This is a genomic window from Aromatoleum toluclasticum ATCC 700605, from assembly GCF_000378245.1.
GTDB classification, from domain to species: domain Bacteria; phylum Pseudomonadota; class Gammaproteobacteria; order Burkholderiales; family Rhodocyclaceae; genus Aromatoleum; species Aromatoleum toluclasticum.
On the sequence record NZ_KB899503.1, the window covers coordinates 41,225 to 55,477 of the forward strand.

The 14,253-nt window shown below is 64.5% G+C and carries 13 protein-coding genes and 2 tRNA genes; 6 read left to right on the top strand and 9 right to left on the bottom strand.

Annotated elements, in window-relative coordinates; genetic code table 11:
* Positions 1-9: 9 nt before the first annotated feature.
* The 3 genes from bzdO to F464_RS0119370 all read right to left on the bottom strand — a co-directional run bounded on the left by bzdO (position 10) and on the right by F464_RS0119370 (position 3,859).
* Positions 10-1,314 (bottom strand): benzoyl-CoA reductase, bzd-type, subunit O, encoded by a 1,305-nt coding sequence (gene bzdO, locus F464_RS0119360; protein WP_018991507.1) that lies wholly within the window; start codon positions 1,312-1,314, stop codon positions 10-12.
* Positions 1,315-1,340: 26 nt separating this feature from the next.
* On the bottom strand, positions 1,341-2,480 hold the full coding sequence (gene bzdN, locus F464_RS0119365; RefSeq protein ID WP_018991508.1) for a benzoyl-CoA reductase, bzd-type, subunit N: 1,140 nt from the start codon (positions 2,478-2,480) through the stop codon (positions 1,341-1,343).
* 482 nt (positions 2,481-2,962) lie between these two features.
* A complete protein-coding gene (locus tag F464_RS0119370; RefSeq protein ID WP_018991509.1) occupies positions 2,963-3,859 on the bottom strand; it encodes a helix-turn-helix transcriptional regulator in 897 nt (298 codons plus the stop codon).
* 163 nt (positions 3,860-4,022) lie between these two features.
* Between F464_RS0119370 and F464_RS0119375 the strand changes: the two genes are divergently transcribed.
* The gene (locus tag F464_RS0119375) at positions 4,023-4,526 is read left to right on the top strand and encodes a DUF4124 domain-containing protein (RefSeq protein WP_157353907.1); all 504 of its coding nucleotides are present in this window, start codon (positions 4,023-4,025) and stop codon (positions 4,524-4,526) included.
* A 161-nt stretch (positions 4,527-4,687) separates the two neighbouring features.
* On the opposite strand, the gene gltX is transcribed toward F464_RS0119375, so the two are convergent.
* The 3 genes from gltX to F464_RS0119390 all read right to left on the bottom strand — a co-directional run bounded on the left by gltX (position 4,688) and on the right by F464_RS0119390 (position 6,400).
* A complete protein-coding gene (gene gltX, locus F464_RS0119380; protein WP_018991511.1) occupies positions 4,688-6,085 on the bottom strand; it encodes a glutamate--tRNA ligase in 1,398 nt (465 codons plus the stop codon).
* Positions 6,086-6,223: 138 nt separating this feature from the next.
* Positions 6,224-6,298 (bottom strand) — tRNA-Val (locus F464_RS0119385).
* A gap of 27 nt (positions 6,299-6,325) precedes the next feature.
* A tRNA-Val gene (locus F464_RS0119390) sits at positions 6,326-6,400 on the bottom strand.
* Positions 6,401-6,623: 223 nt separating this feature from the next.
* Between F464_RS0119390 and F464_RS0119395 the strand changes: the two genes are divergently transcribed.
* Positions 6,624-7,133 (top strand): hypothetical protein, encoded by a 510-nt coding sequence (locus tag F464_RS0119395; protein ID WP_018991512.1) that lies wholly within the window; start codon positions 6,624-6,626, stop codon positions 7,131-7,133.
* A gap of 9 nt (positions 7,134-7,142) precedes the next feature.
* Here F464_RS0119395 and F464_RS0119400 read toward each other — a convergent pair whose 3' ends face one another.
* Both F464_RS0119400 and F464_RS0119405 read right to left on the bottom strand, forming a co-directional pair.
* Complete coding sequence (locus F464_RS0119400) at positions 7,143-8,078, bottom strand: HDOD domain-containing protein (protein WP_051092324.1); 936 nt, start codon at positions 8,076-8,078, stop codon at positions 7,143-7,145.
* A 112-nt stretch (positions 8,079-8,190) separates the two neighbouring features.
* Positions 8,191-10,326 carry a DUF1631 domain-containing protein gene (locus tag F464_RS0119405; protein ID WP_157353910.1) on the bottom strand — a complete coding sequence of 712 codons (2,136 nt, stop codon included), beginning with the start codon at positions 10,324-10,326 and terminating at the stop codon, positions 8,191-8,193.
* A 241-nt stretch (positions 10,327-10,567) separates the two neighbouring features.
* Between F464_RS0119405 and F464_RS0119410 the strand changes: the two genes are divergently transcribed.
* Positions 10,568-10,996: an acyl-CoA thioesterase gene (locus F464_RS0119410; RefSeq protein WP_018991515.1), complete on the top strand. Its 429-nt coding sequence runs from the start codon at positions 10,568-10,570 to the stop codon at positions 10,994-10,996.
* Between the two features lie 15 nt (positions 10,997-11,011).
* Here the strand turns inward: F464_RS0119410 and F464_RS0119415 are convergent, their stop codons facing one another.
* The gene (locus tag F464_RS0119415) at positions 11,012-12,166 is read right to left on the bottom strand and encodes a PQQ-dependent sugar dehydrogenase (RefSeq protein ID WP_026296156.1); all 1,155 of its coding nucleotides are present in this window, start codon (positions 12,164-12,166) and stop codon (positions 11,012-11,014) included.
* 101 nt (positions 12,167-12,267) lie between these two features.
* Between F464_RS0119415 and F464_RS0119420 the strand changes: the two genes are divergently transcribed.
* The 3 genes from F464_RS0119420 (at position 12,268) to F464_RS0119430 (ending at position 14,252) form a co-directional block, all read left to right on the top strand.
* Complete coding sequence (locus F464_RS0119420; RefSeq protein WP_018991517.1) at positions 12,268-12,882, top strand: hypothetical protein; 615 nt, start codon at positions 12,268-12,270, stop codon at positions 12,880-12,882.
* 100 nt (positions 12,883-12,982) lie between these two features.
* Positions 12,983-13,441 (top strand): cupin domain-containing protein, encoded by a 459-nt coding sequence (locus F464_RS0119425; RefSeq protein WP_084600545.1) that lies wholly within the window; start codon positions 12,983-12,985, stop codon positions 13,439-13,441.
* 37 nt (positions 13,442-13,478) lie between these two features.
* Positions 13,479-14,252: a methyltransferase domain-containing protein gene (locus F464_RS0119430; protein ID WP_018991519.1), complete on the top strand. Its 774-nt coding sequence runs from the start codon at positions 13,479-13,481 to the stop codon at positions 14,250-14,252.
* Position 14,253: the final 1 nt, after the last annotated feature.

Below are 14,253 nucleotides of genomic sequence, written 5' to 3' on the forward strand. Positions count from 1 at the left end.
TGTTTCCGATCAGGCGGCCTGACGGCGCACCCCAAGCTGTTCCATGAAGGCGTCGACCCGTGCCTGAGTACGCACTTCGTCGAACTCGCGCTCGTCGCCCATGTTTCCTTCGAACGTCATCACCGGCGTACCCGACTTCGCGATCGCGAGGCGGTTTTCCATGATGCCGACCGACAGACCTTCGCAACCGCGGTTCAGGTGCAGCATCACGCCGTCGACCTGCCATTCCTTGATGATGCGCAGCATCATGTCGCTCTTGATGGTCGGGTCGTAGAAGTGCTGCCACTGCGGCTTCGACAGGTTCCAGTCGGCATACAGGCGCACTGCGGTGGCCCGATCCTTGATCTCGATACCCTTGTCCCACGGCAGCGTGCGGCCACCCCAGGTGCCATCGGCCTTCTCTTCCCAGATGCCTTCGAGGGCGAAGGTGTAGAGCGAGCCGATCGAAACCGCACCGTAGGTCTCGAGGTAGCGGAAGATCTTCAGGAAGGACCAGGGCGGCTGCGTGTCCGTCATCAGGCGGATCGATTCGTTCGGCACGGCAGCGATGCCGCGGGCGACGCGATCCTTCACTTCCTCGTACAGCTCGTCCATGAAATCCGCGCACCACTTCGAAGACTTCGACAGCGTGCAGAGCACGTACAGCGAGTACATCGTCTTCTCGTCGAGCGGCGCCGGCTTCACCTTGTTCAGCGCGCAGATGTCCGCCCAGCGGGAGGTCGAACGCATCTCGTTCTTCACCGCTTCGATGAACAGCTCGTCGTTGAATTCGCGACCGCTGGCCTTCTGCACGAACTCGATGCCGTCATGCAGTTGGTTGGCAACGTAGTCGAGGCGCGCATCCGTCATGTCCTTGTAGGGACCGACGCCGACGTCGAGGTAGAACTCGGGGATCTTCTCTTCCTTCGCGACGTGCTGGTACCACTTCGAGTGCGAGCAGCAAATCTGGGTCTGGAAGACGAAGTCGGGCTTCGGGAACTCCCCGCCGAAGGCGTACTTGTTCAGGTGCATGCCGCCCCAGTAGATCCGCATGTACGAGCACAGGTCACGGGCGAAACCGTAGGCTTCGGCTGCGTCCATGCACTCCTTGGCGAACTTGCGGTCGTGGGCGACGGCGGCGGCGTACGGCTCGCCGGTCAGCGAATAGACGTCCTCACCGAGACCGGCGGGAATGGCGTCGAGCGCCCAGGCCGAGCCGGACCAGCGGATGCCGCCCTTCTCCTTCGCACGGGCGTAGTTCATGTAGTACTGCTCGCGAAGCTCCTTCGCCTTCTTCCAGAGCTTCAGCGGCTCGGTCGGATACAGATTTGCCATGGCGTTTACCCCTCTTTCCCGTCAGTTCAGAACAGCTCTTCTTCGCTCAGCGTCTCGAGGAATGCCTCGATACGGATACGGAAGGGCCCGATCGGATTGGTGATGTCGAATTCCAGGAACAGCGTCGGAATCCCGTTTTCTTCGAGATGACGCTTCAGATCCGGGTAATCGCCCTCGTGCGGATCGCAGAACTTCTGCTGCAGGAAGATCGCGCCTTGAACGTCGTAGTCCTTGGCAAGACCCAGGACGTGATCGAAACGCGTGTGCGCCGGGTAATCCTTGGTCGGACAGGCCGGACGATCGCAGTAGCGCTCGGCAATCGCCTTGATGACATCGCCTTCGGGCTTCGATGCATTCCAGAAGTAACGGCTGCCGGAGCACTGGTCATCGATGACGATGGTCGCGCCGACCGACTCCACCATGCCCATGAACGCGATGTCGTCGTTCTCGGAACCGATCGTCATGAAGCGCGCGCCGGTCTTGCGTTCGACCTTGCGGGTCGGCAGCGCAGCGAGCGTCTTCTTCAGCATCTCGTTGTGCTCGCGCTTGTCGATGAACTGCGCGGTCAGCGATGCGTACAGGGCCTCGACGCCGGTCACCTTCGGGTCGGCTTCCTTGCGATAGTCATACAGTTCGCGCAGCAGGCGGCGGTTCTCGTCGCACACGGCGAGCGCGTCGCTCAGCATGGCGTCGGTGATTTCCTTGCCGGTCAGCGTCTGCAGGAACACGCGGAAGGACTGCACTTCCTCGTAGTGGGCCTTGCGCGAATGCTGCGACTGGACTTCGTTGGGCATCGGCACGTAGTAGTCCCACTTCACGGTGGGGACGTGCAGGCGCCACGAACCGAAGGTCTGGCGATACTGGATACACGACTGGGTCAGCGTCACGCCTTCCGCGTAGTCGAAGCGGCCCAGCAGGCCCTGTGCGAGCGAGTCGCGGCAGAACGGGCAGAACATGCCGAAGATGTGCGGCTCGGTCACGTTCTGCGGCTCGTGCGCGCCGAGCACGCGCACCGGCAGCATGCCGGCCGCGATCAGCAGCTCTTCCGGCGTGTAGGTGCACATCGTTGCCACAACCTGGCCACCTGTCCGCGCCTTCCAGTCGCGTGCATAATCGTGGCGCTTCTCGTACCAGGTCTTGAACTGGTCGAACAAACCATCGCTCATCGAACTATCTCCTCTGATGTGTTGCGGATCCGTCCCCGAGTCCGCGTTTGCTGCATTATTGTGCCGGTCCTGCATGATTTCGCATGTTACGCACTGCAGTGCAGGTGATGTTGACCTATGTCAAATGTCAGGCACCTTTACATGCACTGGACTGCATTTTTTACGGGACAAACTGCACTCAAGTTCGCTGCAATGCACAAATAAATGTATTTTGGTGCACTGCGACACGCAAGCTCGCAAACGCGGTGACGCAACAAGAGGAATCCGAACCGGCCGCGAACTCAGTCCGGGCAAGGCTTTCGGGGAGGTCGAGCGGACAAGGAGAGGATCCCGGAACGCGCAATGCAGGATGCTGCAGTGCGATAGCCGTTTTTCCGGGGATTCGGGGAATGCGGGGGGAGCTTGTCGCCCCCTGGGGTGTCAGGAAAGTGTTCCGCGCTCTGCAGGCGCGGACTGGCGGGCGCCGGGTGTTTGGAGCACGCTCAGCGCGCGAGGACTTCGAGGATGTCCAGGAAGGATTGCTCGACCGTTCGGCCGGACGTGTCGATGATCGCGTCCGCCTTGCTGTACATGGCCGTCCGACCCGCCAGGATGCGCTTCAGGTCGTCCATCGCTTCCTGGTTTCCGTGCATGGGGCGGTAGTCGCCCTGCGCCATGACGCGGGACATGTGCTCCTCGGGAGACGCACACAGCCAGATCGTGAAGCACGATGACAGCAGCAGGTCGAAGTTTGCCGGCTCGGACACGATGCTGCCGCCCGCGATGAGGACAAAGGCCTCGTTATTTGCGACCACCGATTCCAGCCCGCGACGCTCGTAGCGGCGGTATGCCGCCTGGCCGTACAGCGAAAAGATTTCGGACAGATCGGCGCCCGCTTCCTGTTCGATCACTTTCGCGAGCTCGAGGATGGGCACGCCGAGTTGCTCGGCCAGCATCGTCCCCAGCGTGGTCTTCCCTGCCCCGCGCAAACCGATGAAGGCAATGCGCTGCCTGCGCGCAGTTCGCCCTGACGACTCGAGCTCGTTCTGGAGCAGGCGACGCGCCCATTCATGCGTCTTGGGCGGAAAGCGGCTGAGGTACTGGATCAGCAGCGTCAGCTCCGGAGACTGCTCCGCCTCCTCGCGCACGAGGTCGACGATGGGAAAGCCGAGACCCTGCGCGATCTGACGCAAGAGGATGATTGAGATATTGCCGTGCCCGGTTTCCAGCTGGGCAAGGTAGCGCTCCGACACCCCGGACTGGTGAGCGAGCATCTTGCGCGTCATTCCGCGCTGCGCGCGCAGATCGCGAATGCGATCACCGAGCATCAGCAGGTAATTGTTCTCTTCCAGCGACAGGTCCGGGCGCTTGAGCCGTGATGAATTCTCATCGTTGGACATTGGGGTTACCCCTATTTGAGCGGCAATAAAGTGCCGATGAATTATAGTGCTCAAGGTTGAGCTGGATTGCAACATGCAGATGAGGCTGCGGGCATTCGTACTAACCGCAAAAATTTGCCCTCGAGCGTTCGTGATCCGCAGCACGAGACACCGGATAATGCGTATGGCATCATTGATGACCTCGTCAGCAGATGCCCCCATGAATCGCGGAAAACTGCACGCCCTCGCCGCCCTCGCGACGGTCCTGGCCATCGTCTCATCCCCTTGTTCCGCAGCGGTGTTCAAGTGCGTGGCCGGCAACGGGCAGGCTAGTTATCAGGCACTCCCCTGCGAAAACGAGGAGCGGCGCGTCGAGCTCCACGCGCGCGATCCGGCCCCGGGGGAACAAGCGGCTGCGCGGACACGGGTGCGCAAGGAACAACGATTCGTCACCGAAATCGAGTCGGAGCGGGAAGCCGCGAGGCGCAGCGCGCGATCGGAGCTGAAGCGGAACGACGAGGAACGGCAGGCACAGGCGTTGCGCTGTGCGGGCTATCAGGAACGTGCAGAACGGGCCGATGCGGACGCCAGAATGCACCTGCGGCGAAACCGCTACAAGCGCGACCATGAATTGCGCGCACGGACGCTGCGGGACCGCTACTTCAGCGAATGCTTTGCGGCCGATTGAAGCTTGGCCGCACGCTGGAAACCGGCGACCCGTTGATCGTAGTCAAGCACGACCGCGGGTACGCGAGCCCCGAAATGCAGCGGGAGCGCCCGCAGCGCCCCCGCTCGAAGCATGACAGCCTGCGGCACCGCTTCGTCCCGGGCCGCATCTTCGCCCAGGCGTCAGACGTAGCGGGCCATGCGCGCGAGCACGCGCTCACGGCCGAGGAGCTCGAGAACAGCGTCAATGGCCGGGGTCTGCGCCACACCCAGCGTCGCGATACGGAGCGGAATGGCGACCTGGGGCATCTTCAGGCCATGCTCGGCCATCGTGTCCTTGATTGCCTGATTGAGGGACGTCTTCTCCCACGTGACGCCCTCGAGACGCGCCTTCAGACCGGCGAGCGCCGGGCGCGACACGTCCGTCAGGTGCTGGGCCACGAGCTCCGGGGCGGGGTGAAGCTCGACGCAGTAGAGCTCCGCGGAGTCGGCCAGCTCGTTGAGGTTGGCGACCCTATCCTTGTAGAGGGCGATGACCGCTTCGAGCGCGGGCCCGGCTTCGGGGTCCACACCGCGGCGCGCGAGACGGCGCGCGACTTCGGCCGCGAGGCGGGCATTGTCGGCCTGCTTGATGTAGTGGGCGTTGAGCCAGTTGAGCTTCTCGGTGTTGAACTGCGCCGCCGAAGGCGTAATGTGGTCGAGATCGAACCACTCGACGAATTGCTGGCGCGAGAAGATCTCATCGTCGCCGTGGCTCCAGCCCAGCCGGCCGAGGTAATTCACCACCGCCTCCGGCAGGTAGCCCTCGTCGTCGTACTGCATCACGCTGACCGCGCCATGGCGCTTCGACAGCTTGGTGCCGTCGTCGCCCAGGATCATCGACAGGTGGGCATACAGCGGCACCTGGGCGCCGAGCGCCTGCAGGATGTTGATCTGCCGCGGGGTGTTGTTGACGTGGTCGTCGCCGCGGATGACGTGCGTGATACCCATATCGAGATCGTCGACGACGACACAGAAGTTGTAGGTCGGGGTGCCGTCGGCACGGGCGATCACGAGATCGTCGAGTTCGGTGTTGGCGATTTCGATGCGGCCCTTGACCAGATCGTCCCACGCAACGGCGCCGTCGGCGGGGTTGCGGAAGCGCACCACGGGCTTCACGCTCTCGGGCGGGGTCGGCAGGGTCTTGCCCTGCTCCGGGCGCCAGCGGCCGTCGTAGCGCGGCTTCTCGCCGCGTGCGCGCTGCTCCTCGCGAATGCGGTCCAGTTCCTCGGAAGACGTGTAACAGTGATAGGCCGTGCCGGCGGCCAGCATCTGCTGGATGACTTCCTTGTACCGGTCCATCCGCTGCATCTGGTAGAACGGGCCTTCGTCGGCGTCGAGCCCCAGCCATTCCATGCCGTCGAGGATCGCCTGCACCGCTTCGGGCGTCGAGCGCGCGACATCGGTGTCTTCGATGCGGAGGATGAAGGTGCCGCCATGACGACGCGCAAAGGCCCACGAGAAGAGCGCAGTGCGGGCTCCGCCGATATGGAGGTAGCCGGTGGGGCTGGGGGCGAAACGGGTGCGAACGTTGGAAGCCATCGATGAGGACTCTGGGCCGGGTCTAAAGACGCGGATTCTACGCCATCGGCCCTCCTCAACGGCGCGGGGGGCGATGCCGGCAGAAATCCGCACGCTAAAGAACAAAGGCCCTGAAACCGGAGTTCCAGGGCCTTGCATTGGTGGGCGGTACTGGGATCGAACCAGTGACCCCTGCCGTGTGAAGGCAGTGCTCTACCGCTGAGCTAACCGCCCGGAATTCCGTGCGTCTTCGTCATCGACTGGTGGGCGGTACTGGGATCGAACCAGTGACCCCTGCCGTGTGAAGGCAGTGCTCTACCGCTGAGCTAACCGCCCAGTGTGGCGAAGAGGCGCGATTGTAGTGGGACGGGAATTCCTTCGTCAAGCATGCGACGAGACTTTGCGGAAAAGCACTCGCTCGAGCGCTGTCCGCTGGCGTCCGCGTCGACCGAATCGCACGGCATGCCTTCACGCTCTCGCAGCAAGGCCGCGAGTCATGCCAGAATCGCGTTGCGTCCCTTGACGGACGTTGCAGACAGAATAACGAGGAGACATATCAATGGGAGTTGTATTCGCGAAGACGACGAGCGGTCAGGACGAAATTGCCAACCGCAACGGGGGCTTGTCGCCCCGCGTGCGCAGGGTGCTGATCCTGGTGGACGGCCGGAAAACGGTCACCGACCTTCGTGAGGTGGTGGCCGCCGACGATCTTACGCATACCCTGGGTGCACTCGAGGAGTTGGGCCTGATCGAGGTGCGCAAGAAGATTTCGGCGATCGGCGCCAGCCATGAGCCTGCAGGCCCCCTGCCCTCGATCACGGCATTCCGTGAGCTGCCAGCGGCGCACCAGTCGAAGGAACTCGACATGGCGCGCAACTTCATGATCAACACACTGAAGAATTTCTGCAGCCTGTACGGCCCCATTTCGCTGATGAGCAACATCAACGCAGCATCCTCGCATGAAGCGCTGCGCGAGCTTTACCCGGAGTGGTACCGGCTCATCGTCGATAGCCGCTCCGGGCGGCGCAGGGCGGAAGACTTGCGCAAGGATCTGCTGAAGGTGCTCTGAGGCGCCGGTTCAGTCCACCCAGGACGATGGCAGGGCCGTGATCGTGGGCTTTGGAAGGCGCACGAGATCGGTCCACATCGGGAGCTCGGCGAGCGCATCCGTTGCGAGCTTGCGGGTTTCTTCCGGCGACAGGTCGAGAATGGCTGCGCGAAGGTAGATCGTCGCCACAGAATCGGGATCGGGCTGGGCCGCCAGGCAGGTATCGGCGAGCCGCGTCGCCAGCTGCAGGCCGCAGGCGAGACGATAGGAACGGGAATCGGGCTCGAATCCTCCGCCTTCGGGATCGCATTGCCAGTACACAACGTCGGCGAGCGAGGTCGGCAGGCCCCAGTCAGCCAGCAGGACGGCCGATAACTCGTGCCGGTCGAAACCGAAATTGGCGATTTCGGCGGTTTCGACCGGATCCGTGCCTCGCATGGCCTGCTCCAGCGTGAGGTCGTACGTCGCGGGCGCGCCCGTGGCGAACGCGAGCGTGCCGATCTCGCTCAGCAGCCCCAGCGTAAACGCCTCGGACCCCGGCAGATCGCCGCGGTGGTGGGCAAGCGTTTCCATCACGGCCGCATTGAGCAGCGACGAGGTCCAGAAGGCGTTGTAGTTGAAGCGCTTCGAGGTGACTTTCGGACGATTCGTGACCAGCGACAGCGCGACGGCGTGCGCGCGAACGATGTTCATGCCCAGCCGGATGACTGCCTGCTGCAGGTCGAGCGAGCGTTCGGTCCTCCCGAAGCGGGCGGCCGAAGCGGCGCGCAGGACGAAACCCGAAAGCGCGGGGTCGGAGCGGATCACGCGCACGACGGCGTCGATGCGCACGTCCGGGTCGCGTGCAAGCTCGATGAGTTTCAGCGCCGCTCCGCGCGGGCTGGGCAGCTCGTCGGCAGCGAGCAGGAAATCGCGGATGTTTCCGGTCACCTCGCCACGGTCTCGCTGGTTGCTGGCTGAATTCATTCCTATTACCTCTTGTGCTGCGCAGTTGGGCAAGGCCTTCCGCTATGTCGCCCGAGCCATCGCCCGACTGCGGGATTCTCTTTCATTCGTGCCGGTTCGAGCGCCCCGGCGATCAGCTCCGCAGTTCGTCGAGCACGTCATCCACGACACGGTCCAGGAGGGGTTCCTGATCGGCGGTCGATGCCTCCCCGTTCGAGAAACGCCGCGTGAGCTCGGCCCGCGTCAGGGCGAGTGCGCGCTGCCCCTGCCGGTTGGCGAACAGGTACATGGTCCGTGCGGGACTGATCCAGGTGAGGCGTACGCGACGCACGTCACCGGATTCGTCCCTGAGCTCCACCCAGCTTCCGCGAGTGAGGAGGTCGAGCTCCAGCATCTCGGGCGTCGGCTCTTCTCCGACGGGCTGAAGACCGGGCAAGCGTCCGGCGGGCCGGGCCGGAGCGTTCGATGCAGGACGCACCGGCGCCGGCGCGGGTGTGATCGGCGCTTTCAGGGCGGCCGCATGGCATTGGACCAGCTCGGAAAAGAATGCCTTCTGGCGGGCCTCGTCCACCCCCGCCCCCGTCATGCCCGCCTTGAGGTTGCGCAGGATTGCCGGAAGCTGCTTCACCATGCGCTGGCGTTCTTCCATGCTCTGTTTCGGCACGACGCTCCACACGAGCTCGCCGACCGCGGAGATCGCATTGGTCCAGCGCTCGCTGTTGGCGGGCGGCGCTGCCGTGGCGCCGCTCTCGAGGGCGGCATGCGCGAGCACCCTCGTCCACGTGTCGCGGATGAAGTCGCGCACGGCGGCGGGTATTTCCTCGTTCGCGAGGTGAGCGGCCATTGCGTCCTCGCCGACCTGCCGGGCGAGGTCGACGCGCTCGCGTTCCTTGAGGCGTTCGGTCAGCGTTGCCGCGCGCGCGTCCGCATAGCGTTCCTGTTCGACGAGATAGTTCTCGAGTTCCTGCAAGCAGCCTGCGAAGACGCTGGCGTCGTCGGCGAACTGATTCTGTATGCGGACGACGATGCCTTCGGCGATACGGTAGAGGGAGCTGTCCTCGGCCAGGGGGCCGTCCCACGTGACGCTTGCCTGGGCGAGCGAGTTGATCAGCCGACGCGCAGGATGGGTACGGTTGGAGAAGAAGGCGTGATCCATCATCGCCAGCTTCAGCACCGGGATCTGCAGGCGTCCGATCAGCCCCTTCATGGCGTCGGGAACGCGCGAGTCGTCGAAAATGTAGTCGAACAGCGTGGCGACGACGTCGATGACGATGCCGTCGACGGAACTCACCTGCTTGCTGAGACCGGCCTCGATGAGGGAGCTGATGACGTTGCCGGCGGCCTGGCCGTCGGCTGGAAGCGCGAAGTCCTGCCCGCCGAACTGCAGGTCCCCCCGCCCCTGTTGCAGGCCATCCAGCAGTTGCATGAGGTCGGCGGTACCGGCGCGCTGGCGCCAGTCGGCCTTGTCGGCGGCGGCAGCCCGGGCTGTGAAGATCTGTTTCACGACGTCGGAAGGATCGGGATCCCCCGGAAGCGTTGCGCTCTTGCGCACGGCCATGCGCTGCGAGGCCTTGCCGCGTTTCGCACGCGGACGGACGTTGGGCATCACGCGCCGTGCGACGAGCAGCGCGTTGACATCGTGATAAACGGTGGACAGTTCTCCCGCAAGCCGCCCAATCAGCAGTTCGAGCGCGGTTGCGCGCAGGCCGCCGGTTCCCTCCTGGCTCCAGCAGATGTTCTTGAGCGCTTCGCAGATTGCGGTCGGACCGATGGGGTTCGCGGTGTTGTCGATGTCGCTTTCGCCGAGCATGAAGGCGACACGGGTCTGCAGATCCTGGTTCTCGGCTTCGCATGCTCTTTCGAGCCGGGTTGCCAGGTTCTTCACGGCGAGGGTCTCGTCGATCTCGGTTTCGTCGACGAGCGAAAGTTCGGGAAAGAAGCCGTTTTCGCTCTCGTAGAACGAGCCGCCGACGTTCGAGGTCTTGGCGCGCTCCTGGAACTGATCTTCGAAACCGGAGCTGAAGGCACGATCGATATCGGCACCGATACCGCGCAGGAGCGCCTGTAGTTCGATCAGTTTCTGCGCTTCCTCGGCATTCCTTGCGCCGATTCGGCGAGCCTGGACTTCGTCACCGAGGTCGCCGACGGCCCGGGCAAGCGCTTCGCGTACGCGCTGGCTGACGAAGTCACGGCATTCGAGCAGGACCCCCTGATGCGGACGGAACGCATCGGGAGCTCCGGTCTGGCGCGATGGTTGCAGGTTGGTCACGAGATGCTCCGCTTCGATGGCGGTACGGGACAATGGCGATTACTGTCGCCGGACTGAGGGCGAATCTCAAACTGCCTCAGTTTGACACATTTCATTCGCCCCTTCGATGCTTCAAACGACGCTGCGACGCGGTATTCCGACGGCCGGTCCGCGAGACGGCACGAATGGCAGGCGCGTACCGGCGCATGGGCGCCTTCTTTATAATTACGGCTCCGCAATTGAACTCTTTAGCGATTTCCTCATGCCACGAATCAAGGTCGAGCTGCCAGAGCGTTTTATTTTCGCAACCGAGATTCCCGTGCGTGCGCGGCACATCAACGGCGCCGGCCATGTCGACAACGCGCAGATGGTGGTCCTGATATCGGAAGCGCGCGAGGCCTTCTTCGTCGGTCTCGGCTACCAGCAGAACGACGTCGAGGGCGTCGGGACGGTGATTACCGATGCGGCGTTCCAGTACCTCGCGGAAGCCTTCGAGGGCGAGACGCTGGTGTTCGGCCTCGCAGCGAACGATTTCAACAAATATGGCGGCGACATCGTCTGCCGCGTCAGCGACCGCGAAACGGGACGCGAGGTCGCGCGGGCGAAGCTGGGTTTCGTGTTCTTCGATTACACGACGCGCAAGGTCGCGCCGATTCCGCCGCGCTTTCTGGAGCGGGTGAACGCTGCCTGAAGCGGCACCCGCGATTCAGCCGGGATCGAGGCGCAGGATGCGGCCCTCGGTCTCGTCGAGGAGATAGAGCTTGCCGTCCGGACCCTGGCGCACGTCGCGGATGCGGCTGCCCAGTTCCGTCAACAGGCGCTCCTCGCGGACGAATTTTTCGCCATCCAACTCGATCCGGACGAGGAGTTGCCCGCGCAGCGCACCGACGAAGAGGTTGCCCTTCCACTTCGGAAACGCATCGCCCGTATAGAACGTCATCCCGGAGGGCGCGATCGACGGAACCCAGTACCTGACCGGCGGCACGACGTCTGCACGTTGCGTGCCCTCCCCGATGCTGAATCCGGTGACGTATTCCTTTCCGTACGTGATGACCGGCCAGCCGTAATTCGCGCCGGCGCGGACGACATTGACCTCGTCACCGCCCTGCGGTCCGTGCTCGTTCGCCCACAGCTTGCCCGTGACCGGGTGCAGCGCCGCACCCTGTACGTTGCGGTGGCCAAAGGACCAGATTTCGGGCAATGCGCCGGTCTTGCCGACGAAAGGGTTGTCGGGCGGGATGCCGCCATCGGGCCGGATCCGGACGATCTTGCCGAGATGGCTGCCCACGTCCTGGGCACTATCGCGGTGCGAGTACCGGTCTCCCAAGGTCACGAAGAGATTCCCGTCGCGGTCGAACACCAGCCGCGATCCCCAGTGATTGCGTCCTTCCGGATCATCGCGCTGGGCGAACACGACCTCGACGTCCTGCAGACTGAGAGCGGATTCGTCCAGCCGCGCGCGGGCAACGGCGGTACGTGCGCCTTTCTGCGTCGGCTGGGCGAACGACAGCCAGATGAGGCGATCGCGGGCGAAATCGGGCCCGATGACGACGTCGAGCAATCCGCCCTGCCCGGCCGCATGGACGCGCGGAACGTTCCGGATCGGTGCCGACAGCTTGCCGTCCGGCGTGACGACACGCAGCCGCCCGGGGCGCTCGGTGACGAGCATGTTCCCGTCGGGCAGGAAGGCGAGCGACCAGGGGGTTTCCAGGCCGGAAGCGACGGTGCTGATGCGGAAGTTCGCCGCCTCGCTGCGCACGACGGGCTGCGCGATGACCGGCGCTGCAGCAAGGGCCGCAAGAACGCCGATGAGGGAACGCGCGATTCGAGCGCGCAGGCGCAAAGACGATGGAATCAACATGGATATCCCCTTCTCCGTCGCGGGGCCGAATTGACTGGCGTCAATGAGACCGTGCGGTGCTTGTTGAGATCCTTGCGCTTCACCCGACAGCGAGGACCGTGATGCGCTTTCCCGATTTCTTTGCCGACGTCCGCCGGATCACACTGCGCGATCCGCTCGCCGATTTCCTCGGCGCGGCCGACGACGGCATCATCGAATACGCTTATGAGGATGCCGTCAAGATGGCCGGCCATTCCTGCCCCACCGTGGCGTCCGCCTGGATGCTGAGTTGCCACGCCCTGCGCGCCCTGTATCCGGATGGCGTGCCCGAACGCGGCGGCGTCCGCGTCACGCTGCGCGGGCGCCTCGACGAGGGCGTGAATGGCGTGATCGCGAGCATCGCGACCCTGCTCACCGGTGCCGCACAGGACGGCGGCTTCAAGGGACTTGGCGGGCGCTTCGCGCGCCGCGGGCTGCTCGACTTCGGCGTCGACCAGCCGCTTGCCTTGCGTTTCACGCGCATCGACACGGGCGCCGCGGTCGACGCACAGGCGGACCTGTCGCTGGTGCCCGCAGCGCCGGAGATGCCGGAACTGCTCGCGCAGTGCCTCGCCGTGCCGGGCGACCGCGCGCTCGCGCGGCGTTTCGGGGCGCTCTGGCAGGAGCGCGTGCGCCGCATCCTGATCGAGCACGCCGACGATCCCGCAGTGTTCCGCATCGCCGCGGCCACCTCCTGACCCGGTCACGGCGTCGGCGGTACGCTGGAACCGTTTGCACGTCTCGCGCGTCCTTTGGGCAAAAAACAGGGAGGCCCCCAACCCCGAAGGAGCAGCGATCATGACAAGAACGAGGCATGTGCTGCTGGCGACCGTGGCGCTCGCGGCGTTCCAGCTTTCCCCCACCGCCCACGGCGCCGACGGCAAACAGATCGAGACCACGACCCTCGATGCGATCGTCGCGGCCAATCCGCTGCCGGCGGGCGGCCCCACGGCCAAGGTGATCTCGACCGCGCGGGCCGGCAACAGCGAGCTCCAGGTGATCCGCATCAGTAAGATCCGCCTGCATCATCACGCGCAGGAGGACCACGTGGTCTATGTCGCTCGCGGCAACGGGACCGCACGGCTCGAGAACGCCAGCGGGCAGATCGACTCGCGCCCGGCAAGGCCCGGCGACGTGTTCAACCTGCCGCGCGGCAAGAAGCATGCGTTCGAGCGCACGGGCGACGAGGACCTCGTGCTGCTCGTGGTCGCCACGGCGGGCTGGAAGCCGCTCGAAGACACCGTCTTCCACGAGTGAAGGCCGCGTGACGACGCACACCGCAGGAGGAGACGAGATGACGAACACTGTCTTCGATCCGTGCGAACTGGAACAGAAGGTCAAGGCGATGTACCAGTCGGTCGCCGAGGACCCGCACGGTGAATTCCACTTCGAGATGGGCCGCGCGCTCGCGGAGCGCCTCGGCTACACCCCGGCCGAACTCGACCGCGTTCCCTTGCCGTCGATCGAGTCCTTCGCCGGCGTCGGGCACCACTTCGATCTTGCCGGGCCGAATGCAGGCGAGAGCGTGCTCGACCTGGGCAGCGGGTCGGGCATGGACACCTTCGTCGCGGCACTGCGCGTCGGGCCGCAGGGGCAGGTCGTCGGCGTGGACATGACCGACGCCCAACGGGCGAAGGCCGAACGCCTGCGCGACGCGCACGGTTTTCCTCAGGTGGTCTATGTGGGGGGCTATATTGAGGATGTTCCGCAAGCCGACGCTTCGGTCGATGTGGTGATCAGCAACGGGGTCATCAACCTCTCGGCAGACAAGCCGGCGGCGTTCCGCGAAGCCGCGCGCCTGCTGCGCCCGGGGGGCCGGCTGGCGATCTCGGACATCGTGTCCGAACGGCAGCTGCCCGATGGCATCGTGTGTAACGCGACGCTGTGGGCGGCCTGCATCGGTGGCGCCGCACAGCAGGACGACTACCGCGGCATGATCGAGGACGCCGGTTTGCGCGTGGTCCGCATGCGCGACAACCCGGCCTATCGATTCCTGTCGGAAAACGCGCGCGCAGCCTGCGCGAAGTATGGAGTGAAGAGCGTGTCGGTGCTCGCCGTGAAGGCATGAA

Coding starts and splice junctions, on each gene's coding strand:
- F464_RS0119375 (WP_157353907.1), top strand. CDS start 4,023: ATGGCATCATTGATGACCTCGTCAGCAGATGCCCCCATGAATCGCGGA.
- bzdO (WP_018991507.1), bottom strand. CDS start 1,314: ATGGCAAATCTGTATCCGACCGAGCCGCTGAAGCTCTGGAAGAAGGCG.
- F464_RS0119430 (WP_018991519.1), top strand. CDS start 13,479: ATGACGAACACTGTCTTCGATCCGTGCGAACTGGAACAGAAGGTCAAG.
- F464_RS0119410 (WP_018991515.1), top strand. CDS start 10,568: ATGCCACGAATCAAGGTCGAGCTGCCAGAGCGTTTTATTTTCGCAACC.
- gltX (WP_018991511.1), bottom strand. CDS start 6,085: ATGGCTTCCAACGTTCGCACCCGTTTCGCCCCCAGCCCCACCGGCTAC.
- F464_RS0119400 (WP_051092324.1), bottom strand. CDS start 8,078: ATGAATTCAGCCAGCAACCAGCGAGACCGTGGCGAGGTGACCGGAAAC.
- F464_RS0119425 (WP_084600545.1), top strand. CDS start 12,983: ATGACAAGAACGAGGCATGTGCTGCTGGCGACCGTGGCGCTCGCGGCG.
- F464_RS0119370 (WP_018991509.1), bottom strand. CDS start 3,859: ATGTCCAACGATGAGAATTCATCACGGCTCAAGCGCCCGGACCTGTCG.
- F464_RS0119415 (WP_026296156.1), bottom strand. CDS start 12,166: ATGTTGATTCCATCGTCTTTGCGCCTGCGCGCTCGAATCGCGCGTTCC.
- F464_RS0119420 (WP_018991517.1), top strand. CDS start 12,268: ATGCGCTTTCCCGATTTCTTTGCCGACGTCCGCCGGATCACACTGCGC.
- F464_RS0119395 (WP_018991512.1), top strand. CDS start 6,624: ATGGGAGTTGTATTCGCGAAGACGACGAGCGGTCAGGACGAAATTGCC.
- bzdN (WP_018991508.1), bottom strand. CDS start 2,480: ATGAGCGATGGTTTGTTCGACCAGTTCAAGACCTGGTACGAGAAGCGC.